The organism is Pseudomonas sp. Snoq117.2 (assembly GCF_900110545.1).
Classification (GTDB): Bacteria; Pseudomonadota; Gammaproteobacteria; order Pseudomonadales; family Pseudomonadaceae; genus Chryseomonas; species Chryseomonas benzopyrenica.
Map to the genome: position 1 here is coordinate 274,426 of NZ_FOED01000005.1, position 24,699 is coordinate 299,124.

The window sequence follows — 24,699 nt, forward strand, 5'->3', positions numbered from 1 at the left end:
CGATGGAATCTCGTCTGGGTGGCAACTACGGCAACGTCAAGGATTCGGGGGCCTTTACCGACCTGAATCGGTTGGCCCAGATGAAGGGTAAGGATCGCGACAGCGCGGAAAACGTCAAGAAGGTCGCGGGCGAATTCGAGTCGTTGTTCCTGAACCAGATGCTCAAGTCCATGCGCAGCGCCAACCAGGCGCTGGCGGACAAGGACAGCCCCTTTTCCAGCGAGACCACCAAGCAGTACCAGGACATGTACGACCAGCAGTTGGCCGTCTCCCTGTCCCGGGATGGCGGCGGTATCGGCCTGGCCAACGTGCTCGAGCGTCAACTGAGCAAGACCGCCCAGCCGGCGGCACGGCCAAATCCCTTTGCCCAGGTCGGCCAGGCTGCGCCCACCGAAGGTCAGCTGGCTGCCGGCCGCAATGCCAAACTCAACGAGGCAGGTAGTAACAGCCTCAAACCGGCAGGTGCCGCGGTCTCCGGGCGTGACGATTCCAGCGTGCTCAACTCCCGCCGGCTGGCCCTGCCCGGGCGCCTGTCCGAGCGTACCGCGGCCAACATTTCCGGCGCGGCCGAGCAGGGCGCCGCCCTCAAGCAGAGCTTCCAGGAAGTGGCCGCCGCCCAGAGCGCCTGGCGCCAGCAGGCCACGCAATCCGGCAGCAAGCCGGCCGCCGCGACCGAGGCCGTCGCCAGCGTGGACGGCGCCGCTGCCACCGGCAAGACTCGTTTTCGTACCCGTCAGGAATTCGTCGACACCATGATGCCCATGGCCGAAGCCGCGGCGAAGCGCCTGGGCGTCGACCCCAAGTACCTGGTCGCCCAGGCGGCGCTGGAAACCGGCTGGGGCAAGCATATGGTCAAGCAGGCCGATGGCAGCAACAGCAACAACCTGTTCGGCATCAAATCCCACGGCTGGGATGGCGGCAGCGCACCGGCGGTGACCCAGGAATTCGTCAACGGCAAGGCCGTGACCGAGACCGCCAAGTTCCGCACCTACGATTCCTTCGCCGACAGCTTCCACGACTACGTGAACTTCCTGCAGAGCAATGATCGCTACGACAAGGCGCTGTCCACCAGCGGTAACTCCGAGCGCTTCATGCAGGGGCTGCAGCAGGCGGGCTACGCCACCGATCCGCAATACGCACGCAAGGTGATCCAGATCGCCCGCAACATGAACACCTATCAGACGGTTGCCTCCCTGGGCACCAGTCCGTCCCGCGGTTGAGGTGAGCCATGGCTGATCTACTTTCCATTGGTCTGTCGGGCCTGAGATCCACGCAAAACGCTCTGACCACCACCGGCCACAACATCGCCAACGTCAACACGCCTGGCTATTCGCGGCAGGAGACCATCCAGCAGACCAACATCGCCCAGTACAACGGCTCGGGTTATGTCGGTTCCGGCTCCCAGACGGTGGATGTGCGTCGCCTCGCCAGTGATTTCCTCACCAGCCAGGTACGCTCGGCCAACAGCCAGAACAGCGAGTTGCAGACCTTCAAGAGCCAGATCTCCCAGCTCGATGGCCTGCTGTCCGACAGCACGACCGGTATCACCCCGGCCATGCAAAAGTTCTTTGCCACCCTGCAGACCGCTGCCCAGGATCCCTCGTCGATTCCGGCGCGGGAGGCCGTGCTGGCCCAGGCTCAGGGCATGGCCAAGTCGTTCAATACCCTGTACGACCAGATCGACAAGCAGAACGGCCAGATCAACGATCAGCTGTCGGCCCTGACCAATCAGGTCAATGCCCTGGCCAAGAGCGTCGGCAGTCTCAACGACGCCATCGCCCGTTCCAAGGCTGCCGGCGGCGCGCCTAACGATCTCATCGACTCCCGTGAGCAGGCGATCAAGCAGCTGTCCGGCATGGTCGGGCTGCAGGTGGTGGAGCAGGACGACGGCGCGCTGAACCTGTTCGTCGGCACCGGCCAGCCGCTGGTGGTGGGCAATACCGTATCCAGCATGACGGCCAAGCCGGGTACCGACGATCCCTCACGCTTCCAGATCGTCCTGACCTCGGGCTCGACCGAGCAGAACGTCACCAGCCAGCTGAGCGGCGGCGAGATGGGCGGCCTGCTGTCCTATCGCGACACGGCGCTGGACCATGCCTACAACAGCCTAGGCCAGTTGTCCCTGACCCTGGCGGATACCGTCAACAAGCAGCTGGGACAGGGCCTGGACCTGTCCGGCAATGCCGGCTCGGCACTGTTCGGCGACATCAACGATACTCAGAGCATCGGCCTGCGGGTCATGGGGCGGGCCACCAACACTGGTTCGGCCAATGCGACCCTGAGCATCACCGATACCAGCAAGCTCTCACCGAGCGACTACCGCCTCGATTACAACGGCACCGGCTTCACGGCGCGTCGCGCGAGTGACAACGCGGCGCTCACGGTCACAGTAACTCCTGGTGTGGTCGATCTGGTGACGGGTAAAACGGGCCCGACCACCTTGACCTTTGCGGATGCCAATGGCGTTGATCAAGGCTTCAAGGTGCAATTCGGTGCCGATGAGCTCGCCAAGGCGAAGGCTGGCGATGTATTCAGCCTGCAGCCGACGCGCCGCGGCGCGTCCCAGATCAAAGTGGACCTTGGCCAGGCTGATCAGCTGGGCTTCGCCGGTACGGCCAAGGCGACGACCACGACCAATAACCGCGGAACGGGCGCCATCACTCAACCGGCCCTGACCACCATGGTATCGCCGGTCAATACCGCTGATTTCGGCCGCCTGTTTGGTGATTCGGGCCGGAAGCTGACCATCAATGCTGCCGGAACCGGCTTTGATGTGAGTGAGCTACCCGCCGGAGCGACCTTGACGATCAAATCGCCGTCGACCAGCAACGTTCTCACGCCAGGTCAGACCAATGTCGTAAGTCTGGAATACGTCGATCCAGCAACCAAGAACAGCTACACCTACGAGTTCAACATCAGCGGCGTCCCCAAAGCCGGTGACAGCTTCACGCTGGGGACCAACAAGGGTGGCATATCGGACAACCGCAATGCCCTGAACTTGGTGGCTTTGCAGACCAAACCCACCATGGGCGGCTATGGCAATACCGGCACCACCTACAACAACGCCTACGGCGGTCTGGTGGAGAGGGTCGGTACGCTCACCGCCCAGGTGCGGGTGGATTCAGCTGCCAGCGAAACGGTGCTCAAGCAGACCCAGGACAATCGTGACTCCCTGTCGGCCGTCAACCTCGACGAGGAAGCTGCCAAACTCGTTCAGTTCCAGCAGTACTACGGTGCCTCGGCGCAGGTCATCAAGATCGCCCAGTCGCTGTTCGATACCCTGCTCGGCGCCTTCAGATAAGGAAACCGGCCATGCGCATTTCTACCGTCCAGGCATTCAACAACGGCGTCAGCGGCCTGCAGAACAACTACGGCAACGTTACCCGTACCCAGGAAGAGATCAGCACGGGCAAGAAGATCCTGACGCCGGCGGACGACCCGGTGGCCTCTGTCAAACTGTTGCAGATCAGCCAGGAAGAGGCGCTCAACGATCAGTACAAGACCGGGATGACGGCGGCCAAGAACACCCTGAGTTCGAGCGACGTCATTCTGTCCTCTATTACTGGCAGCGTCTTGCAACGCATCAAGGAAATCACTGTTCAAGCCGGTAATGGTGCCTACAACGCCGATGACCGCAAATCGCTGGCAACTGAACTAAAGCAACGTGAAGACGAGTTGCTGAACCTGCTCAATAGCAAGGATGCCAGCGGCAAATACCTATTTTCCGGTTCCATGGGTGACACCCAGCCGTTCGTGCGTACGGCGGATGGCAGCTATAACTACCAGGGAGATGATGGACAACGCAGCGTGCAGATCGCGAGCAGCACCTTTGTGCCTGTCAGCGATAGCGGTAGGGCGATATTCGAGGATGTAACCAACGCCAATCGGGTGACGACTACCCAGAGTTCAATGACAGGCAGCACCCTACGGGTATCCACGGGCCTGGTGGTCGACAAGACTGCCTATGACAAAGCCTTTCCGGAGGCGGCGGATACCAAGTTGCAAGTGGTGTTCACCAGCGATCAGGCCTATGAGATCCGTAACCCTGACGGTAGCGTGCGGGCTAGTGGCAAGGTAGATGCTGATAGCAAGACTACAGATCTGCTCTCCTATGGCGGCCTCGAGGTGCGGCTGGACGGCACGGCGAGGGCTGGCGATACCTTTGAGATCTCGACGCAACGCAATACGGAAAAGAAGGGTCTGCTCAACGTAGTCGGAGACCTGCGTAAGGCACTGGAATCAATCCCCGATAGCCCTGAGGGCTCGCTGCAGGTTCGGGATCAGACGGCCATCGCTTTGACGAACCTTGAAAGCGTCACCGCCAATGTTCTCAGCGTACAGGGCAAGATTGGCGCTCGCCTGAACACCGTGGATACCACTGAGACCTTTATCGACGATGTGAGCCTGGTGAACAAGTCAGTCGCCTCGGATCTACAGGATCTGGACTATACCGAAGCCCTGTCGCGCATGGCCATGCAATCGACGGTCATGCAGGCGGCGCAACAAAGCTTTGTGAAAATCTCTGGGCTTAGCCTTTTCAACTACTTGGGCTGACCTAGGCTCCCGCCTGAAGCACCCTCAAGAAATTCCTAAGCCGTCCGATAACCTTTTGTCGCTGGAGCACTACCGCTGATGAGCGGTAGTGCTTTTTTAGCTTGCTTTTCATCGTTCTAGATGCATCGCAAGAAATTTTAGATTTTCCCCTAAAGCTTTCTGTCAAGGGGCCGATAAATAACTTGAACGCGAACTTCATGGGTGCCTGGGCACTGCCCCTCCCGGAGTCGCACGCTCAGGCAGATACCACCGTCCCTGGAGGACACCATCATGGCACTTACCGTCAATACCAACACCGCGTCGCTGAACACCCAGCGTAACCTCAATACCTCCGCTAGTTCTTTGAGCACTTCGCTTCAACGTTTGTCCACTGGTAGCCGTATTAACAGCGCCAAAGACGATGCCGCTGGTCTGCAGATCTCTAACCGTCTGAGTAGCCAGATCAGCGGATTGAACGTTGCTGTGCGAAACGCCAATGATGGTATTTCTTTAGCACAAACTGCTGAAGGTGCTTTGCAACAGTCGACCAACATTTTGCAACGTATGCGTGACTTGTCTCTCCAGGCCGCTAACGGTAGTAACGATGCAAAAGACCGCGCTTCTATCCAAAAAGAAGTCGGTCAGCTAAAAAATGAGATCGACCGTATTAGCCAGAAAACAACATTTGGTGGGCAAAAATTGCTAGACGGCAGTTTTGGCTCAAAAGATTTCCAAGTTGGATCTAATGCCAATGAAACCATTTCGTTGACAATTGGGAAAATGGACACTACCTCTTTGGGTGGCTCTGTTGAATCTCTTGCTAAGGCATCGCTGACTGGTACGCCTACAGTGACATCAAGCACCATAACTTCTGCTACTGCGGGAGATGTAAAGTTTAAGGTTGGTGATAACGAGAAAACTGTTAGTATTGTTGAGGGTGATACCGCAGATACTATCGTTAGTAAAATTAATAGTGCCGGTGTTCAAGGTCTTACAGCTCAGGTGGATCAGGGCAAAGTCAAGCTAACCACCTCTGCCCCGACTGGTAGCTCGCCTGGTGCTGCTAATCTAACTATTACTGATAATGCTGCTGAAACTGCTAAGGCTGTCTTTGGTACAACGTTGACTGCAACGGAAACTGCTGCTAAAACTACGAATAAAATGGTCTCGGATATTGATGTGAGTACTGTTGATGGTGCTCAGGAGGCCGTGCAGATTATTGATGGGGCTATCAAGTCTATTGACTCCCAGCGCGCTGATTTAGGTGCTGTGCAGAATCGTTTTGATAATACCATTTCGAACCTGCAAAGTATTTCGGAAAACGCCTCTGCTGCTAAGGGTCGTATCACCGACACCGACTTTGCTGCGGAAACCGCAAATATGAGTAAGAATCAAGTATTGCAACAGGCAGGTACCGCTATTCTAGCCCAGGCGAACCAGCTGCCTCAGGCCGTACTCAGCTTGCTGCGGTAAGTACTGGGTTCGTTGATTCTCGGGGGGAAGCGTTCGCGCTTCGCCCCGTTTTGCGTGGGAGGGATTTAGCATGGACATTAGAAATTTGACCGGCAGCAATCCGGCAAATGTTGTGCAACTGAGTGAAACTTCCAGCAACATGCAGGCAATGCCGATGGCTGGAGTGCAGATGAAGGCCTCGGAGGAAGACGATCAGGCTGCGAAGGCCTCTCGTCAGGCTGTAGAGCAGGCGGCTTCTTCGCTTGAGCAATCGCCCCAGAATATAAGGCGAGATCTGAAGTTCTCGGTCGATGACGAGACCGGGCAGATGGTGGTGAAGGTCACCGATGCCGGTACCGGAGAGGTGATTAGGCAGATGCCGTCGGAAGAAGCGCTCAAGTTGGCGCAGCGACTGGACGAGGCGAGGAGCCTGCTGTTCAAAGCAGAGGCATAGTCGGCACGTTTCTTGGATAACCATTCGGTAAATGGCATCTCTGCCAAAAAGACGACGAGGCCATGCCATGGCGAGCACAACTATCTCTGGGGTCAACACCGGTCTCAACATCACCAATATTGTCGAGACCATGGTTCAGGCGGAAAAGGCGCCCAAGGCTGATCAGCTGTCCAAGTTACAGACCAAGACGACTGCGCAGATATCAGGATTGGGCTCGTTGAAGTCGGGCATCGCCAGTCTGCAAACGGTGCTTAAAGACTTGAACAGCACGGCGCTTTTCCAAAAGCGTACGGCTGTCTCGTCGGATTCCACCTTGGTAGCTGCGTCGGCTACTACGACTGCAGCTTCCGGTACCTACAAGATCTCTGTTGGCCAGCTTGCCACGGCCAGCACGGTGGCGACCTCTGCCGTCGCCAAGGACCAGACCTTTGGCACTGGTAATTCTTTGACGCTGAGCGTGGGAAACACCGCGCTGCCTACGGTGAAGCTGCCTGCTGATAAAGCAGCAACGCTGAGTGATGTAAGGGACGCGATCAATAGTCAACTGAAGGACTCAGGCGTCAGTGCAACCATAGTGACCAATCCGTCGGATGGGCAATCGAGGCTGATGCTGACCTCGACCAAGACGGGCTCAGGTAATGACATCACACTGGACACTGGTGGTAACTCAGATCTCGAAAAGCTAGCGATTCCCACAAAAGGGAACGGCAGTGCTTCGGACGTCAAATACATCGCTATGGCGAGTAATGCCAAATTCAGCGTCAATGGTCTGGATCTGGAGAGCGCTACCAATTCAGTCGAAAATGCCATTGATGGCGTAACGTTGACCTTGACAGCGCCTACCTCGGTATCGGCTACGGCCAACGGTGTTACCAGCAGTGTAGACAAGCCCATCACCCTTACGGTTGATCAGGATAAGGCGGGTGTCAAAGGCACCATCAAGAAATTTGTCGATGCCTATAATGCGCTGGTGGATACCACCAGTAATCTGACCCAAGTCACCAAGGTGGGGGATGATAAGCAGCCTATAGCGGCCGCATTGGTAGGCGACGCCGGCGTTCGCCAGATCCTGTCTACCATGAGATCCGAACTGGGACGTGCTGCCGACGGTGATGGTCCGGTACGTATTCTTGCCGACATAGGCATTACGACAGACAAGAATGGCAAGCTGGCTATAGATGACACTAAGCTGACCAAGGCGTTGGATACCAACTATGCCGCCGTCGGTAACCTTTTTACCGGCGATGCCGGCTTGATGAGTCGGCTGAATACAAAACTGGACACCTATACCCAGACGGGCGGGGTGCTGGAAAGCCGTTTAAATGGATTGAACAACACCATCAAGTCCATTGATAAGCAAAACGAGAGTTTGACGCTACGTACCGACCAACTACGTACCCGTCTCCTCGCGCAGTTCAATGCGATGGATTCCTTGGTCGGTCAGCTGAATTCCACTGCGAGCAGCCTGGCTTCGTCGCTCGCCAATCTGCCAGGTGTGGTCAAATCCTGATTGCGCTGGAAACCGCTCAAGTTTTCTTGCGGAGTGTCGTTAACCTTACATCGACAGCAACTGCCAGCGAGCTTGATTCATGAACGCCTTAAAGGCCATGCGCCAATATCAAACCGTAGACACCGATGCCCAAGCGCTGGGTGCTACACCGCACCGCTTGATTCAGATGTTGATGGAAGGCGGCCTTACGCGGATCGCCCAGGCTCGTGGTGCCATCGAGCGCGGCTGGACCGCAGAAAAAGGCGAATTGATCGGTAAGGCGGTAGGGATCGTAGGTGGATTACGCAATGGTCTTGATTTCGAGAAAGGTGGTGAGCTTGCTCTGAACCTGGATCGCCTCTATGACTATATGATTGCTAAGCTTACCGAGGCCAATGTCCATAACGATTTGACTCGGCTGGATGAAGTCGCGACTCTCCTGCGCGAGATCAAATCCGGCTGGGATGCCATTGCCCCCTGATCTGGAGTCGACCGATGAACGTCGCCATGCAAAAGACCCCGGTGGAACGCGTCGAGCTCGTCTATGAGCAGATGGCCGCTGCGCTCAAGGCCGGAGACTGGACGCGGATCGCCGAGCTGGATCTGGATTGCCGTTTGTTCGTCGACGAAGCCATGTTTGCCACGGGCGACGAGGCCGTAGCCCTGCGTGCCAGCCTCGAGCGCCTGCTGGCGCTCTATGCTTCCCTGCTGCAGAGCTGCAAGGCAGAGCGGGATGCGACTGCCCAGGAGCTGACCAAGCTCAACAAGTCGAACCAGGCCGCCAAGGTCTATCAATTGTTCGGTTGATTGTCATCCGTTGGACGGCAATTCAAAGTTTGGATATTTCGCCGCCATAAAATTGACCCCGCATCACAATTTGTCTTAACTTGCGCAAGATGCCGACCAGTTGGCACTTGGATGCAGGCGACACCTGCGCGTAGCGAACCGACAAGCCGAATTGGGGCAGGGACATGTGGCGTGAAACCAAGATCCTTCTGATCGACGATGAAGCCGAGCGGCGCAAGGCTGTATCGGTCATTCTCGATTTTCTCGGCGAGGCTCATCTCGCCTGCACCAGTTCCGATTGGCAGTCCTCCCTCGAAGCGCTCGACAGCAGTCGGCAAGTCAGCTGCGTGCTGGTTGGGCGTGTCGACAGTAGCGGCAACAGCGTCGAGCTGCTCAAGCAGATCGTCGCCTGGGACGAGATGGTCCCATTGCTGCTGCTCGGTGAATCGGCGCAACCGGAGTGGCCGGACGACGTTCGCCGTCGTGTGCTGGTCTCCCTTGAATATCCGCTGGCCTACAATAAGCTGCTGGATTCCCTGCACCGCGCCCAGGTCTATCGCGAGATGTATGACCAGGCCCGGGATCGCGGGCGTCAGCGCGAGCCCGAACTGTTCCGCAGCCTGGTAGGCACCAGCCGCGCCATCCAGGGTGTGCGCAAGATGATGCAGCAGGTGGCCGATACCGAGGCCACGGTGCTTATCCTCGGCGAGTCCGGCACCGGCAAGGAGGTGGTGGCGCGCAACCTGCACTTCCACTCCAAGCGCCGCGAGGCGCCCTTCGTGCCGGTCAACTGCGGTGCCATTCCGGCCGAGTTGCTGGAAAGCGAGCTGTTCGGCCACGAGAAGGGCGCCTTCACCGGCGCCATCACCAGCCGCGCCGGCCGCTTCGAGCTGGCCAACACCGGCACCCTGTTTCTCGATGAGATCGGCGACATGCCGCTGCCCATGCAGGTGAAGCTCTTGCGCGTGTTGCAGGAACGGACCTACGAGCGGGTAGGCAGCAACAAGACCCAGAGCGTGGACGTGCGCATCATCGCCGCGACCCACAAGAATCTGGAGCAGATGATCGCTGCGGGCACCTTCCGCGAAGACCTCTACTATCGCCTCAATGTCTTCCCCATCGACATGGCGCCCCTGCGCGAGCGGGGTGAAGACATTCCGTTGCTGATCAACGAATTGATCGCTCGGATGGAGCACGAGAAGCGTGGCTCCATCCGCTTCAACTCGGCCGCCATCATGTCGCTGTGTCGCCATGAGTGGCCGGGCAACGTCCGCGAACTGGCCAACCTGGTGGAGCGCATGGCGATCATGCATCCCTATGGCGTCATCGGCGTGGCCGAATTGCCACTCAAGTTCCGCTACGTGGAAGACGAAGCCGATCCCATGGTGGAGTCCCTGCGCGAGGAGTTGCAGGAGCGCGAGGCCATGGCCGGGATTGGCACCGTCGAGGTGTCGTCCTCCGCGTTGCTGCCCAGCGAAGGCCTGGATCTCAAGGACTACCTGGCCAATCTGGAAAAGAGCTTTATCCAACAGGCGTTGGACGATGCCGGTGGCGTCGTGGCCCGTGCTGCCGAGCGGCTGCGCATCCGCCGGACCACCCTGGTCGAGAAGATGCGCAAGTACGGCATGGGCCGTCGCGACGACGAGTTCGACGAAGAGATCTAGCGGGCTCTTTGTAGGTTGGGCTGAGCGCAGCGAAGCCCAACGGTGCTCAACTCGGCCATGCGGTTGGGCTTCGACAATGAAGCCGCCTCCACCCAACCTACGGCTCGTTTCTCTCCCAACAAGCGTCACTACTAAGCGGCATGGGTCTTGCTCCAGCCTGGACAATGTCAATTGTTCGTCGCGAGCCTAGCCTATGCCTGCGCAAGCCCTTTCTGCCGCTGTCCCCAACGATGCTGCCGTGGAGGCCTCCGCTTCGGCGCAGGCCCGTGAAGCCCTGGGGCAGATGTCGCGTCAGCTGAGCGAATCTTTCCAGTTGCTCGAAGCCCGGATGAATTCGCTGCAGGGTGAACTGGAGTGGGTGTCCGCCCAGCGCTTGCAGGAGTTGGCGGAAAAGGAACGCCTAGCCAGCCGGCTGCAGAATCTGCTCGACGTCCTGCCTGCCGGCATCGTGGTGCTGGACGGTGCCGGGCGCGTGCGTGATGCCAACCCCGTAGCGGAGGCCCTGCTCGGCGAGCCGCTGGCAGGCGAGTTGTGGCGCTCGGTCATCGCACGGGCCTTCGCTCCGCGTCATGACGACGGCCATGAAGTCTCCCTGCGTGATGGGCGCCGCCTGTCCATCGCCATTCGCTCCCTGGACGGTGAGCCGGGTCAACTGGTGCTGCTCAACGACCTCACCGAAACCCGCCATCTGCAAGGCGAACTGGCGCGGCATGAACGGCTCTCGGCACTGGGGCGGACCATGGCTTCGCTGGCCCACCAGATCCGTACCCCGCTGACTGCGGCGCTGCTCTATGCCAGCCACCTGGAGGAGGGCGGTCTGGCGCTGGCGCAGCAGCAGCGCTTCGCCGGTCGGCTTAAGGAGCGACTGCACGAACTGGAGAACCAGGTCCGCGACATGCTGGTGTTCGCCCGCGGCGAATTGCCCCTGGCGGATCGACTGACGACCAACGCGCTGTTCAATGCCCTGCGCGAGGCCGCCATCCCTCACCTGGGCGACTGCCCCGTGCGTTGGCAACTCGACACCCAGGGTGGGCTGCTCGCCTGCAATCGCGACATGCTGGTAGGTGCTGCCTTGAACCTCATCCATAACGCCCTGCAGGCCATGGCCGGCGGCGGTCGCCCGGCGCGCCTCAAGATACATCTTCATCGCCGTGGCGGAGAATTGCGCCTGGCGATCAGCGACAGCGGCCCTGGCATCCCGCAGGCGGTCCAGCAACGGCTGGGCGAACCCTTTCTCAGCACCAAGACCACCGGCACCGGTCTCGGCCTGCCCGTCGCCCTCGCAATGGCCAAGGCCCATGGCGGCCGTCTGACCGTGCGCTCGCGTTTGGGGCGCGGCACGCTGGTGACCTTCATCCTGCCGCTGCTGGCGGGCGAGGAGACCTCGGCATGACCCTGCCCATCCTGCTGGTGGAAGACGACCGCGCCCTGCGCGAAGCCCTGGCCGATACCCTGGAGCTCGGCGGCTACCCTTATCGCGCCGTGGACAGCGGCGAGGCGGCCTTGCTGGCGCTGGCCGAGGAACCCTTCGGCCTGGTGATCAGCGACGTCAACATGCCGGGCATCGATGGGCATCAGTTGCTGGCCAGTATCCGGCTGCGCGATCCGGCGCTGCCGGTACTGCTGATGACCGCCTTCGGCAGCATCGAACGCGCCGTCGAGGCCATGCGTGGCGGGGCGGCGGACTACCTGGTCAAGCCCTTCGAGCCGCGGCTGCTGCTGGATACCCTGGCGCGCTGCTGCCCCCAAGGACGGCGCGTGCCCGGTGCTCGCCAGCCGGTGGCGGCCGATCCCCAGAGTCGACAACTGCTGGAGTTGGCCAGCCGGGTGGCCCAGAGCGAGGCCACGGTGCTGATCACCGGCGAATCCGGTACCGGCAAGGAAGTGTTGGCGCGCTTCATCCACGATCAATCGGCACGGGCGGATGGTCCCTTCGTGGCGGTCAATTGCGCGGCCATTCCCGATCACCTGCTCGAAGCCATCCTCTTTGGTCACGAGAAGGGCGCCTTCACCGGGGCGATCGCCACCCAGCCCGGCAAGTTCGAACTGGCCCAGGGCGGCACCCTGTTGCTGGACGAGATTTCCGAAATGCCCTTGGGCCTGCAAGCCAAGTTGCTGCGCGTCCTGCAGGAGCGCGAGGTGGAGCGGGTCGGGGCGCGCAAGCCGCTGGCCCTGGACATCCGCGTGGTGGCCACCAGCAACCGCAAGCTGGCGGAGGAGGTGGCTGCCGGGCGCTTTCGCGAAGACCTCTTCTATCGGCTGTCGGTCTTTCCGCTGGCCTGGCTACCGCTGCGCGAGCGGCCGGCCGACATCGTACCCCTGGCCGAACGGCTGCTGGCGGTCCAGGCCGCGCGGATGAATCGGCCGGTACCGACCCTGAGCGCTGGTGCGCGCCAGGCCCTGGCCGAGCACCCCTGGCCGGGCAATGTGCGCGAACTGGACAACGCCGTGCAGCGGGCGCTGATCCTGCAACCGGGCCAGCAGATCCAGGCCGAGGATTTCGGGCTGCATTGGCTGGCCACGGGTGTATCCCTGGCGCCTCGGGCGGCGCCCGTACCCGAGGCACACCCTGACGAGGCCTTGCGCCCGCTGGACGCCGATCTGCGCGACCGGGAATTCCAGGTGATTCTCGATACCCTCAGGACCGAGCGCGGTCGGCGCAAGGAGACCGCTGAACGCCTGGGCATCAGTGCCCGCACCTTGAGGTACAAGCTGGCGCAGATGCGTGACGCCGGCCTGGACGTCGAGCAGTCGCTTGCCGCCGGACACTGAGCGCGCAAGTCGATAGCCGGCTATCTACCGCCATGGAACCAACCCTCCGGCGTGCTGTTCTAGAGAAAGGATCGCGACTGCGGCGTGGGGTCGCAGAGGATGCCTGCCCCCGCCGTCCCGGACCTCGTCCGGCCGCTTTGCTTTTTCTCTTAGGCGCTGCCTTTGTTGAAAACGGTTTCAGGGACCGTAAAGACCGTTTTCGCCGCGGGTGGCGTGTCTGCCAGCACGAGGACGCTTGCCATGGGTTCCACCGCACCTTCCAGCTCCAACGCCGACCAACTGACCATCAATACCATCCGTACCCTGTCCATGGACGCGGTACAGAAGGCCAACTCCGGCCACCCCGGTACGCCGATGGCCCTGGCCCCGGTCGGCCACACGCTGTGGAGCCGCTTCCTCCGCTATCACCCCGAGCATCCGGACTGGCCCAACCGAGACCGCTTCGTGCTGTCGGTCGGCCATGCCTCCATGCTGCTCTATTCGCTGCTGCACCTGGCCGGGGTCAAGGAAATCGACGAGCACGGCACCGCCACCGGCAAGGAGGCGGTCAGCCTCGACGACATCAAGCAATTCCGCCAGCTGGATTCCAAGACGCCAGGCCATCCCGAGTACCGCATGACTACCGGGATCGAGACCACCACCGGGCCCCTGGGTCAGGGCTGTGGCAACAGCGTCGGCATGGCGCTGGCGCAGAAGTGGCTGGCCGCGCGGTTCAACCAGCCGGGCGTGACCCTGTTCGACTATGACGTCTACGTCCTCTGCGGCGACGGCGACATGATGGAAGGAGTCACCGGCGAGGCGGCCTCTATGGCCGGCCACCTGGGCCTGGATAACCTCTGCTGGATCTACGACAACAACACCATCAGTATCGAAGGCCACACCGAACTGGCCTTCAGCGAAGACGTGGCCGAACGCTTCCGCGGCTATGGCTGGCACACCCTGCACGTCAAGGATGCCAACGACGCTGAAGCCCTGGCCGCCGCCCTGCATCGCTTCAAGGGCAATACCGGCAAGCCGACCCTGATCGTGGTCGACAGCCTCATCGGCTACGGCGCGCCCAACAAGCAGAACACCGCGGCGGCCCACGGCGAGCCCCTGGGCGCGGACGAGATCAAGCTGGCCAAGAAGGCCTATGGCTGGCCGGAGGACGCCGACTTCCTGGTGCCCGACGAAGCCCGTCACCACCTGCGCGACGCCCTGCTGGAGCGTGCCAGCGGCCTTTACGAAGACTGGAACCGTGCCTTCGATCGCCTGCGTCAGGACGATCCGACTCGTGCCGATGAACTCCAGCGCATGCGCGCCGGCGAGATGCCTGACGGCTGGGACGCCAAGCTGCCCAGCTTCGACACCGACGCCAAGGGCGTGGCCTCCCGCGAGTCCGGTGGCAAGGCGCTCAATGCCTTTGCCCAGAACATTCCCTGGCTGGTCGGCGGGGCAGCGGATCTGGCGCCGTCCACCAAGACCAATCTCAAGTTCGACGGCGCGGGCAGCTTCTCCGCTCGTGAGCCGTCCGGGCGCAATATGCACTTCGGCATCCGCGAGCACGCCATGGGCTCCATCGCCAATGGCATGGCGCTCTGCTACCTGCGCAGCTTCACCGCCACCTTCCTGGTGTTCAGCGACTACATGAAGCCGCCGATCCGCCTGGCCTCCATCATGGAGCTGCCGGTGGTGTTCGTCTTCACCCACGACTCCATCGGCGTCGGCGAAGATGGCCCGACCCACCAGCCCATCGAGCACCTGGCGCAGCTGCGTGCCACGCCCGGTCTGCTGACCTTGCGTCCGGGCGATGCCAACGAAGCGGTGCAGGCCTGGAAGATCGCCCTGCAGCAAACCAATAGACCGTCCTGCATGGTGCTGTCGCGCCAGCCGCTGCCGACCTTGGATCGCAGCAAATACGCCAGCGCCGAAGGCGTAGCCCAGGGGGCCTACGTGGTAGCCGATGCCGAGGGCGGTACGCCCCAGGTGATCCTCATGGCCACTGGCAGCGAGCTGGGTCTGGCCATGCAGGCCTACGAGCAGCTCAAGGGCGAGGGCGTGAAGGCGCGGGTCGTCTCCATGCCCTGCTGGGAGCTGTTCGAAGAGCAGGACGAGGCCTACAAGCAGTCCGTGTTGCCCGATGAGGTCCTGGGCCGCGTCGCCATCGAACAGGCCGGTCCCCTGGGTTGGGAGCGCTATGTTGGGCGCAAAGGCGCCTCGGTCACCATGAGCACCTTCGGTGCCTCCGCGCCCATCGGCAAGCTGCAGGCGAAATATGGCTACACCGTGGAAAACGTGGTCAAGCTGGCCAAGGAACAGGCGCAACGTAAAGGGAGCGCCACATGAGCAATCCACTCAAACAGCTGACGGAGCATGGCCAGGCGGTCTGGCTCGACTTCGTCAGCCGCGAGTTCCTCGCCAAGGGTGAGCTGCAAAAGCTGATCGAGCGTGACGGCCTGACGGGCGTCACCTCCAACCCCTCGATCTTCGAGAAGGCCATGGGCCACGGCAGTGACTACGACGCCAGCCTCGAGGCCTTTCTGGAACAGGCCGATGCCGAGCCGGTTTACGTCTACGAGCATCTGGCCATCGAGGACATTCAGCAGGCCGCCGACATCCTGCGGCCGGTCTATGACCGGCTCGAAGGGCGCGATGGCTATGTGAGCCTGGAAGTCTCCCCCTACCTGGCGCTGGATACCCGTGCCACCCTGGAGGAGGCCCGGCGCCTCTGGCAGGCCGTAGCTCGGCCCAACCTCATGGTCAAGGTGCCCGGTACGCCCGAAGGGGCGGTGGCCATCCGCAAACTGATCGAGGAGGGGATCAACGTCAACGTGACCCTGCTGTTCGATCGCAATGCCTACATGGCAGTGGCGGAGGCCTATATCGCGGGCCTGGAAGCACGGCTGCACCAGGGCAAGGACATCAGTCGGCTCGCCAGCGTCGCCAGCTTCTTCATCAGTCGGGTCGACGGCGTGCTGGACAAGCTGATCGACGAGCGCAAGGGCGAGGAGGCCGAGCTGGGCGAGCTGCGCGGCAAGGTCGCCATCGCCAATGCCAAGCTGGCCTATCAGGACTACCAGCGGCTGATCCAGTCGCCACGCTGGAAGGTGCTGGCAGCCAAGGGCGCCCATCCGCAGCGATTGCTGTGGGCTTCCACCGGCTCCAAGGATCCGGCCTATCCCGATACCCTCTATGTTGACCAACTGATCGGTCCGGATACCGTCAACACCATGCCGCCCAAGACTATGGACGCCTTCCGCGACCATGGCACGGCAGCTCCCATGCTGAGCACCGATATCGAAGCCGCGCAGCGGGTGGTGGATGCCACTGCCCGTTTCGGGCTGGATCTCGATGGCGTGGCCAAGCGGTTGGTCAAGGACGGCGCCCGGCAATTCGAGGACGCCGCCGATGCCCTGTTGGGCGCGGTCGGCCAGAAGCGCCTCGATTTTCTCGGCGGGCGCCTGAATGCGGCGGACTATCGTCTGCCACAAGAGCTGAATGAAGCGGTCAAGGCCCGCCTCGACGAGGCACGACGTGAAGGCTGGTCGCGCCGGCTATGGCAGGGCGATGCCTCACTCTGGACCGGTCGCGACGAAGACCAGTGGGTCGGCTGGCTAGCCGCTGCCCAGGGGCGTCAAGCCGATCCCGTAGCCCTGGAGGCCTTGGTCGATGCCGTGCGCAAGGAAGGCCTGGATACCGTGGTGCTACTGGGCATGGGTGGTTCGAGCCTGGGCCCGGAAGTCCTGTCCAACACCCTAGGTACCGCTAAAGGCGGACTCACCCTCAAGGTGCTGGATTCCACCGACCCGGCGCAGATCACCGCGCTGGAAGAGCAGTTGGACCTGCGCAAGACGCTGTTCCTGGTATCGAGCAAATCCGGCTCGACCCTGGAGCCGGAAATCCTGCGCGCCTATTTTCACCAAGCTGTCGAGCGGACCCTGGGTTCGGGCGAGGTGCAACGCCGCTTTGTCGCCATTACCGATCCCGGCTCCAAACTCGAAGCCAGCGCTACGGCCGAAGGCTACCGGACTATTTTCCAGGGCGATCCCCACATCGGTGGGCGCTATTCGGTGTTGTCGGTGTTCGGCATGGTGCCTCTGGCGCTGCTGGGGCACTCGGTGGCCGATTTCTTCCAGGTGACCCAGCCCATGGTGCTGGCCTGCGGTCCCAGTGCGCCGCCTGCCATCAACCCCGGTATCCGTCTCGGCGTGGTGTTGGGCGAAGCGGTACGCGCCGGTCGTGACAAGGTCACTCTGATCGCCTCGCCGGGTGTCGCCAGTCTGGGTGCCTGGCTGGAGCAGTTGCTGGCCGAAAGCACCGGCAAACAGGGCAAGGGCATCATCCCGGTGGATCTGGAGCCGCTGGGCAGTCCGGACGTCTATGGTGCGGATCGGGTGTTCGTCAGCCTGGTGCTGGCCGGCGAGGAAGACGCCGAGCGCGACAGTCGCCTGCAGGCCCTGGCCGCCGCGGGGCATCCGGTGGTGGACATCCGTCTCGCCCGTGCCGAGCTGATCGGTCAGGAATTCTTCCGCTGGGAGGTGGCGACCGAAGTGGCCGGTGCCGTCATCGGCATTAATCCCTTCGATCAGCCCGACGTGGAAGCCAGCAAGATCAAGACCCGTGCGCTCACTGATGGCTATGAGCGCGACGGTCGCCTGGCCGGTGACGAACCCCTGCTGGAGGAGGGCACCCTGACCCTGTTTGGCGATGCCGACCTGCAGGGGCAGGACACCGCCCGCGCAGCGATCAAGGCGCACCTGGCGCGTCTGCAGCCCGGCGACTACCTGGCGGTACTGGCCTATCTGGAGCGCAATGCCGTGCACGAGGAGGCCTTGAGCGCCATGCGTGATAGCATTCGCGACAGCAAGCGCGTAGCGACCGTCGGCGGCTTCGGCCCCCGCTTTCTGCACTCCACGGGACAGGCCTACAAGGGCGGTCCCAACTCGGGTGTGTTCATCCAGATTACCGCCGATGCCCAGAACGACCTGGAGATTCCAGGGCGGAGTCTGAGCTTTGGTGTCGTCGAGGCCGCCCAGGCCAAGGGCGACCTCGAGGTGCTGGCCGAACGGGGACGGCGCTACCTGCGCGTGCATATCAAGGGCGGCGACATCGACGCCGGCCTGCAACAAATCGTCGAACTGGTCGAGGCGGCGGTCGCCTGACCTCAAGGAGTCATCAGCATGCAATTGGGAATCATCGGACTGGGCCGCATGGGCGGCAACATCGCACGGCGTTTGATGAAGCATGGGCATGAAGTCGCGGTCTATGACCGCAGTGCCGAAACCGTGGCCGGCCTCGGCCAGGAAGGCGCCATCACCGCCGATAGCCTGGATGGCGTCATCGCCGCCCTGGCACAGCCGCGGGCCATCTGGGTCATGCTGCCGGCCGGCGAGCCGACCGAGCAGACCATCGCCGAGCTGGCCGACCGCCTGGCTCCCGGTGACGTCATCATCGATGGTGGCAACACCTACTACAAGGACGATATCCGTCGCGCCAAGACCCTGGCCGAGAAGGGCATCGACTATGTCGACGTCGGCACCTCCGGTGGCGTCTGGGGCCTGGAGCGTGGCTATTGCATGATGATCGGTGGCAAGTCCGAAGCCGTCGAGCGCCTGGAGCCCATCTTCGAAGCCCTGGCCCCCGGCTATGGCAGCATCGAGCGTACCCGTGGCCGCAACGCCCCGGACGAGCGGGCCGAGCGCGGCTTCATCTTTACCGGTCCGGCCGGTTCCGGTCACTTCGTCAAGATGGTGCACAACGGCATCGAATACGGCCTGATGCAGGCCTATGCCGAGGGCTTCGACATCCTCAAGATGAAGAACAGCAGCAAGCTGCCGGAAGACGAGCGCTTCGACCTGGACCTGGCCGACATCGCCGAGGTCTGGCGTCGTGGCAGCGTGGTGTCCTCCTGGCTGCTGGACCTGACCGCCCAGGCCCTGGCCGGCGACGTCGAACTGGAGAAGTTCTCCGGCTCGGTGGCCGACAGCGGCGAAGGTCGCTGGACCATCGAAGCGGCCATCGAGGAAGCGGTACCGGTCAACGTCCTGTCCGCTGCCCTCTATGCGCGCTTCCGTTCCCGCCAGCAGGCCACCTACGCCGACAAGCTCTTGTCGGCCATGAGATTCGGCTTTGGCGGCCACGTCGAAATCCCGCAGTAAAACCCTGGCCGTTCCCCTGTGGAGCGGCCACGGGCCGCGTCCCGGGGAACGGCACCAGCCGCCCTCGTGGATAAGGCCCTGTCATGACCGATTCTCCTGCTGTGACCCCCAGCACCGCCGCCCAGGCGCGGCGCTCCTGCACCAAAGCGCCCACCGCGCCGCCAGCCACGCTCTTCCTGTTCGGTGCCAATGGCGACCTGGTCAAGCGACTGCTGATTCCCTCACTATACAACCTCCTGCGTGACGGTCTGCTCGACGACCGCACCCAGATCATCGGCGTCGACCACAATCCCAACACCGACGAAGGTTTTGCCGACCGGCTGGAGGCCTTCATCCGTGACCAGGCCGAAGCCAAGGGCAAGTCCCGTGACGAGGCGCTGGATGCCGATCTCTGGGGCCAGCTGCGCGGACGTATCCGCTATCTGCAGGGCGACTTTCTCGAAGACGCCACCTATCAGGCAGTGGGTGAGCGCATCGCCCAGGCCGATACCGCTAACGCCGTCTTCTACCTGGCCACCGCCGCGCGCTTCTTTGGCGATGTGGCCGAGCGCCTGGGCAAGGCCGGGCTGCTGGAAGAGCGCGAAGACGCCTACCGCCGACTGGTGGTGGAAAAGCCCTTTGGCGCCGACTTGGCCAGCGCCCAGGCGCTCAACCAGCGCCTGCTGGCGAACATGGAAGAAAAGCAGATCTATCGGATCGACCACTACCTGGGCAAGGAGACGGTGCAGAACATCCTGGTCAGCCGTTTCTCCAACGCCCTGTTCGAATCGTTCTGGAACAACCACTACATCGACCATGTGCAGATCACCGCGGCGGAAACCGTGGGCGTGGAGTCGCGTGGCGATTTCTACGAGAAGACCGGCACCCTGAGGGACATGGTGCCCAATCATCTGTTCCAGCTGCTGGCCATGGTCGCCATGGAGCCGCCGGCGTCCTTCAACGCCACCTCGGTGCGCGATGAGAAGGCCAAGGTGGTGGGTGCCATCCGGCCCCAGACCACCGAAGAGGCCCTGGTCAATTCGGTGCGCGGTCAGTACGCCGCCGGGACCATGAATGACAAGCCGGTGAAAGGCTATCGCGAAGAAGAGCGGGTCGATCCGCAAAGCCAGACCGAGACCTATGTGGCGCTCAAGCTGTTCGTCGATAACTGGCGTTGGGCCGGGGTGCCCTTCTACCTACGTACCGGCAAACGCCTGACCGCGCGCGACACCGAAATCGCCATCTGCTTCAAGCACGCGCCCTATGCGCAATTCCGCGATACCAAAATTGATCGGATGAAGCCCAACTACCTGATCATCCAGATCCAGCCCGACGAAGGCATGTGGTTCGATTTCCATGCCAAGCGCCCGGGGCCCCAGGTGGAGCTGGAAAACATCCGCATGGGCTTCGCCTATACCGACTTCTTCGAGATGCAGCCGTCCACCGGCTACGAAACCCTGATCTACGATTCCCTGATCGGTGACCAGACGCTGTTCCAGCGCGCCGACAACATCGAGAACGGTTGGCGCGCCGTGCAGCCGTTCCTCGACGCCTGGCAGCAGGGCGGTGAGGTGGAAAGCTATGCCGCGGGCAGCGCCGGTCCCGCCGGTGCCGACGAACTTCTGCAAAAGGACGGCCGCTCATGGCATCCCCTGACCTGATCCCCATCGACCTGCTGGTGTCGGATATCGATGGCACCCTGGTGCGTGACGACAAAAGCCTGAGCGAGGCGGTGATCGCCGCGGTCAAGCGCCTGCAGGCGGCCGGCAAGGCCATTACCCTGGTCAGCAGCCGCCCACCACGGGCGCTGCTGCCACTGGTGCGGCAACTGGGCATTCACCAGGCAGTGGCCGGTTTCAACGGCGGCAATCTGGTGGAAGCGGATGGCACCCTGATCCGCGCCCATCGGTTGGCGGAGCAGGTCACCCGCGAGGTGCTGGAGCGCCTTGAGCGCGAGGCCTTCGAAGTCTGGCTGTTCGCCGACGACCTCTGGCTGACCCGCGACGGGGAGGGGCCCTACGTCCCCCGCGAGACCCGGGCACTGGGCTATGGCCCCACCGTCGTGGACTCCTTCGAACCCTACTTGGATCGCGTCGACAAGATCGTCGCGGCCGGTAGCGATCACGCCGGCCTGGAAGCCCTGGAGGGCGAACTGGGTGAGCGGCTGGGGGAGGGCGCCACGGTATTGCGCTCCCAGCTCTATTACCTCGACATCACCCACCCCAAGGCCAACAAGGGCGATGCCCTCATCGAGCTGGCCCAGGCCGCGGGCGTGCCCGTGGCGCGCACTGCGGCCATTGGCGATGGCAGCAACGACGTGCCCATGTTCCGCCAGGCGGGCCTGGCCATCGCCATGGGCCAGGCCGGCGCAGGAGTGCGGGAAGCGGCCGACCGGGTCACCGCCAGCAATCAGGAAGACGGCCTGGCCCAGGCCATCGATCGGTGGATCCTGGGGAGCTGATGGCTGGTTGGTGATGTTGGGCTTCGCGGCGCTCAACCCAACCTACGTGTCGGTAGTCCTGTAGGTTGGGTTGAGCGCAGCGAAGCCCAACAAGGCTCACCCTCGACCATGTGGAAAAGGCTGCGCCATTTACCTCCTTGCTACAGGGCCCGCCTGTGCGCCTCCTCTCTCCTTGGGAAAGGGCCGGGGTGAGCGCCACCCAAACCCCGCGCTACCCCCCGTTCTCCGCCCGATACCCCCGCACATGCTCCACCAGCGCCCGCAGCTTGGGCGCCAGGTTGTGGCGATTCGGATAGTAGAGATAGAAGCCGGGAAAGGGCGGCAGGTAATCTTCCAGCACCCGCTCCAGTTCGCCACGGTCCAGATAGGGCCTGAAGGTGTCCTCCATGCCAAAGGTGATGCCGCCGCCGGCCAGGGCGGTGCGTACCATCAGCAGCATGTCGTTGGTGGTGATCCGGGGTGCAACCGCCACATCGAAGGCGCGACCGTTCTCGCTGAATTCCCAGCGCCAGGGCGCCACCTCCGGTGCCGGGCGCCAGCCGATGCAGCGGTGGTCCGCCAGGTCACGCGGATGCCGAGGTCGGCCATGACGGGCGAAATAGCCTGGGGTCGCCACCGCCACTTCGCGCTGCGGTCCGGTCACCGGGATGGCGATCATGTCCTGCTCGATCACCTCGCCCAGCCGTACTCCGGCATCGAAACCACGGGCGACGATATCGAATTCCTCGTCGGTAACGGTGATGTCCAGGGTCACCTCCGGATAGGCCTCGACGAAGCCGGCCAGCAGTGGGCCATCGAGAAAGCGCTCGGCGATGGAGGTGACCGCGACCCGCAACAGGCCCCGCGGTGGTCCGGCGTGGCTAGCGTCTTCCAGGGCGCCCAGCAGACCGGCCAGGGGGCCTGCGACCTGCCGTTGCAAGCGTTCACCGGCCTCGGTCAGGCGCACGCTGCGGGTGGTGCGCTGCACCAGCGAACTGCCCAGTTCGTCTTCCAGACGGCGGATGGCCTGGCTGACCGCGGAGCGACTGACGCCCAGGCGATCAGCTGCCACCCGGAAATTCTCGGCCGTGGCCACCACGACGAAGACCTTGAGCAGATTCAGATCGGTGTGCATTGGTGAGTCTGGCTAACCATGGCAGTCAGGAGCGGGGGAATTATCACGACAATGAGCCTTCGCTAAGGTGGTGGCAAGCCTGGAAGGGCGCAGTGCTGGAAGGGCACGCAGCTGACCAGCAGGTCGTCCAGGCAATCCACCCCAATTCGAAAGGAACACCTCATGACTATCGACAAGGTCGTACTCATCACCGGCGCCTCCAGTGGCATAGGCGCGGGCATCGCGCGTGAACTGGGCGCGGCCGGCTGCAAGCTGCTGCTTGGCGCTCGCCGTATCGACAGGTTGGAGGCCCTGGCAGCCGAGATCAACGCCGCGGGTGGCGAAGCCACCTGCCGCCGGCTGGATGTCACCGACAGCGCCGACGTGGCCGCCTTCGCCGAGGCGGCTCGCGAGCGCTGGGGTCGGGTGGACGTCATCGTCAACAACGCCGGCATCATGCCGCTGTCGCCCCTGGCCTCGCTCAAGACCGAAGAGTGGATGCAGATGGTCGACGTCAACATCAAGGGCGTGCTCAACGGCATCGCCGCGGTGCTGCCGGAATTCACCGCGCGCGGCGCTGGCCACGTCATCAACCTGGGCTCCATCGGTGCCCTGTCGGTGGTGCCCACGGCAGCGGTCTACTGCGCCACCAAGCATGCGGTACGGGCGATCTCCGAAGGACTGCGGCAGGAGCGTGACGATCTGCGGGTCACCTGCATCCATCCGGGCGTGGTGGAAAGCGAGCTGGCCTCGACCATCACCGATCCGGCGGCGCGAGCGATGATGGATGGCTACCGCGCCATCGCTCTGCAACCCGACGCCATCGGCCGGGCTGTGCGCTACGCCATCGAGCAGCCGGACGACGTGGACGTCAACGAGATCGTCGTCCGCCCGACCTGCAGCGCCAACTAGACCGTTTCGGCCAGGGCTTCGAGAAAGCGCTCCAGCACCAGATTCGGCCGCCGACCCTTGCGGGTGACGGCGGCAAGGGTGGTGTCGAAGTGGAAGCGTTCGGGATCGAGGGCGCGCAACTGGCCCTGGGCCACCCAGGGCTGGGCGACGTGGTCGGGCAGGTAGCCGATGTAGCAGCCGGTGAGGATGAGAAAGGCCACGCCTTCGCGATCCGAGGCCCGCGCCGTGCAATTCAGCGCGGCATGGCGCTCGTGGCCGTCCTGGTTGAGCAGATGGTTGGGGCCTACCGCATCCTGGGTGGCCAGGGTGCTCTCGTCCAGCGCCGCGTCGGCCACCGCGAACAGCGGATGACTGCGGCTGCAATAGAGCAGCGCGCGCTCTTCGTAGAGCGGCAGGTAGTCGAGACCGGCCAGGGCATTGATCAGCGGCAGCACGCCCAGGTGCAGGTGGCCGTCGAGCACGCCGGTCTCGATCTCGCCGGGCAGGGTCATGCCGATGTTGACCACCACCCCCGGCGCAGCACGCTTGAGCGCCGCCAGGGCATGGGTGATGCGCATGTGCGGCTGGGTCACCAGGTTGTTGATGATGCCCAGGTTCAGCTCGCCACGCAGGTGCTGGTGCAGCTGGTTGACCTCGCTGCGAAAGCCTTCCAGGGCGGCGAACAGCGACTGGCTGGCCTTGAGCACCTCGCGGCCTTCGTCGGTCAGCGAGAAGCCGGCGCGACCGCGCTGGCAGAGGCGCATGCCCAGGCGCTTTTCCAGGTCGTTCATGTGCAGGCTGATGGCCGAGCGGGTGATGCCCAGGCGACCTTCGGCGGCGGTGAAGCTGCCGCATTCCACCACCGTCTTGAACAGCCGCAGCAGTCGGATCTCGAAATCGCCGACTTGGGCGAGCAGGGCCTTGCGCGTCGTCTTCATGGCTGCCACCGCAAATGCGGGACAGCATAAGGCGCCGCTTGGTACGGCGC

General features: G+C 62.7%; 19 protein-coding genes. 17 read left to right on the forward strand and 2 right to left on the reverse strand.

Features of this window, described 5'->3' with window-relative positions:
• The first annotated feature begins 2 nt into the window (after positions 1-2).
• From flgJ to BMZ43_RS15320, 16 genes are all read left to right on the forward strand, one after another.
• Complete coding sequence (gene flgJ, locus BMZ43_RS15245; protein ID WP_093254757.1) at positions 3-1,220, forward strand: flagellar assembly peptidoglycan hydrolase FlgJ; 1,218 nt, start codon at positions 3-5, stop codon at positions 1,218-1,220.
• 8 nt (positions 1,221-1,228) lie between these two features.
• Positions 1,229-3,301: a flagellar hook-associated protein FlgK gene (gene flgK, locus BMZ43_RS15250; RefSeq protein ID WP_093254760.1), complete on the forward strand. Its 2,073-nt coding sequence runs from the start codon at positions 1,229-1,231 to the stop codon at positions 3,299-3,301.
• Positions 3,302-3,312: 11 nt separating this feature from the next.
• On the forward strand, positions 3,313-4,554 hold the full coding sequence (flgL, locus tag BMZ43_RS15255) for a flagellar hook-associated protein FlgL (RefSeq protein ID WP_093254763.1): 1,242 nt from the start codon (positions 3,313-3,315) through the stop codon (positions 4,552-4,554).
• Positions 4,555-4,824: 270 nt separating this feature from the next.
• Positions 4,825-6,006, forward strand: a complete 1,182-nt coding sequence (locus BMZ43_RS15260; RefSeq protein ID WP_093254766.1) for a flagellin — start codon at positions 4,825-4,827, stop codon at positions 6,004-6,006.
• Between the two features lie 148 nt (positions 6,007-6,154).
• Complete coding sequence (locus BMZ43_RS15265; protein ID WP_371913885.1) at positions 6,155-6,439, forward strand: flagellar protein FlaG; 285 nt, start codon at positions 6,155-6,157, stop codon at positions 6,437-6,439.
• A 67-nt stretch (positions 6,440-6,506) separates the two neighbouring features.
• Positions 6,507-7,949 (forward strand): flagellar filament capping protein FliD, encoded by a 1,443-nt coding sequence (gene fliD / locus BMZ43_RS15270; protein ID WP_093254770.1) that lies wholly within the window; start codon positions 6,507-6,509, stop codon positions 7,947-7,949.
• 79 nt (positions 7,950-8,028) lie between these two features.
• Positions 8,029-8,409 (forward strand): flagellar export chaperone FliS, encoded by a 381-nt coding sequence (gene fliS / locus BMZ43_RS15275; protein ID WP_093254772.1) that lies wholly within the window; start codon positions 8,029-8,031, stop codon positions 8,407-8,409.
• A gap of 14 nt (positions 8,410-8,423) precedes the next feature.
• A complete protein-coding gene (locus BMZ43_RS15280; protein ID WP_093254775.1) occupies positions 8,424-8,735 on the forward strand; it encodes a flagellar protein FliT in 312 nt (103 codons plus the stop codon).
• Positions 8,736-8,899: 164 nt separating this feature from the next.
• The gene (locus BMZ43_RS15285) at positions 8,900-10,378 is read left to right on the forward strand and encodes a sigma-54 dependent transcriptional regulator (RefSeq protein ID WP_093254778.1); all 1,479 of its coding nucleotides are present in this window, start codon (positions 8,900-8,902) and stop codon (positions 10,376-10,378) included.
• Positions 10,379-10,571: 193 nt separating this feature from the next.
• Positions 10,572-11,771: a sensor histidine kinase gene (locus tag BMZ43_RS15290; protein WP_093254783.1), complete on the forward strand. Its 1,200-nt coding sequence runs from the start codon at positions 10,572-10,574 to the stop codon at positions 11,769-11,771.
• Complete coding sequence (locus BMZ43_RS15295; protein WP_093254787.1) at positions 11,768-13,150, forward strand: sigma-54-dependent transcriptional regulator; 1,383 nt, start codon at positions 11,768-11,770, stop codon at positions 13,148-13,150. Before BMZ43_RS15290 ends, BMZ43_RS15295 begins: the two co-directional genes overlap by 4 nt.
• 240 nt (positions 13,151-13,390) lie before the next feature.
• Positions 13,391-15,475 carry a transketolase gene (gene tkt, locus BMZ43_RS15300; protein ID WP_093254789.1) on the forward strand — a complete coding sequence of 695 codons (2,085 nt, stop codon included), beginning with the start codon at positions 13,391-13,393 and terminating at the stop codon, positions 15,473-15,475.
• Positions 15,472-18,291, forward strand: coding sequence for a bifunctional transaldolase/phosoglucose isomerase (locus tag BMZ43_RS15305; RefSeq protein ID WP_093254792.1), 2,820 nt, complete (start codon positions 15,472-15,474; stop codon positions 18,289-18,291). Before tkt ends, BMZ43_RS15305 begins: the two co-directional genes overlap by 4 nt.
• Positions 18,292-18,309: 18 nt before the next feature.
• Positions 18,310-19,287, forward strand: coding sequence for a phosphogluconate dehydrogenase (NAD(+)-dependent, decarboxylating) (gene gnd, locus BMZ43_RS15310; RefSeq protein ID WP_017642029.1), 978 nt, complete (start codon positions 18,310-18,312; stop codon positions 19,285-19,287).
• 83 nt (positions 19,288-19,370) lie between these two features.
• Positions 19,371-20,927: a glucose-6-phosphate dehydrogenase gene (gene zwf, locus BMZ43_RS15315; protein WP_093254795.1), complete on the forward strand. Its 1,557-nt coding sequence runs from the start codon at positions 19,371-19,373 to the stop codon at positions 20,925-20,927.
• The gene (locus tag BMZ43_RS15320; RefSeq protein WP_093254891.1) at positions 20,909-21,727 is read left to right on the forward strand and encodes an HAD family hydrolase; all 819 of its coding nucleotides are present in this window, start codon (positions 20,909-20,911) and stop codon (positions 21,725-21,727) included. The genes zwf and BMZ43_RS15320 overlap by 19 nt, the downstream gene beginning before the upstream one ends.
• A gap of 211 nt (positions 21,728-21,938) precedes the next feature.
• Here BMZ43_RS15320 and BMZ43_RS15325 read toward each other — a convergent pair whose 3' ends face one another.
• The gene (locus BMZ43_RS15325) at positions 21,939-22,841 is read right to left on the reverse strand and encodes a LysR family transcriptional regulator (RefSeq protein ID WP_093254797.1); all 903 of its coding nucleotides are present in this window, start codon (positions 22,839-22,841) and stop codon (positions 21,939-21,941) included.
• Positions 22,842-23,003: 162 nt separating this feature from the next.
• On the opposite strand from BMZ43_RS15325, the gene BMZ43_RS15330 reads away from it, so the two are divergent.
• Positions 23,004-23,732 (forward strand): SDR family oxidoreductase, encoded by a 729-nt coding sequence (locus tag BMZ43_RS15330; RefSeq protein WP_064308349.1) that lies wholly within the window; start codon positions 23,004-23,006, stop codon positions 23,730-23,732.
• On the opposite strand, the gene BMZ43_RS15335 is transcribed toward BMZ43_RS15330, so the two are convergent.
• Positions 23,729-24,649, reverse strand: a complete 921-nt coding sequence (locus tag BMZ43_RS15335; RefSeq protein WP_064308348.1) for a LysR family transcriptional regulator — start codon at positions 24,647-24,649, stop codon at positions 23,729-23,731. The two genes, BMZ43_RS15330 and BMZ43_RS15335, sit on opposite strands and share 4 nt — an antisense overlap.
• Between the last annotated feature and the right edge of the window lie 50 nt (positions 24,650-24,699).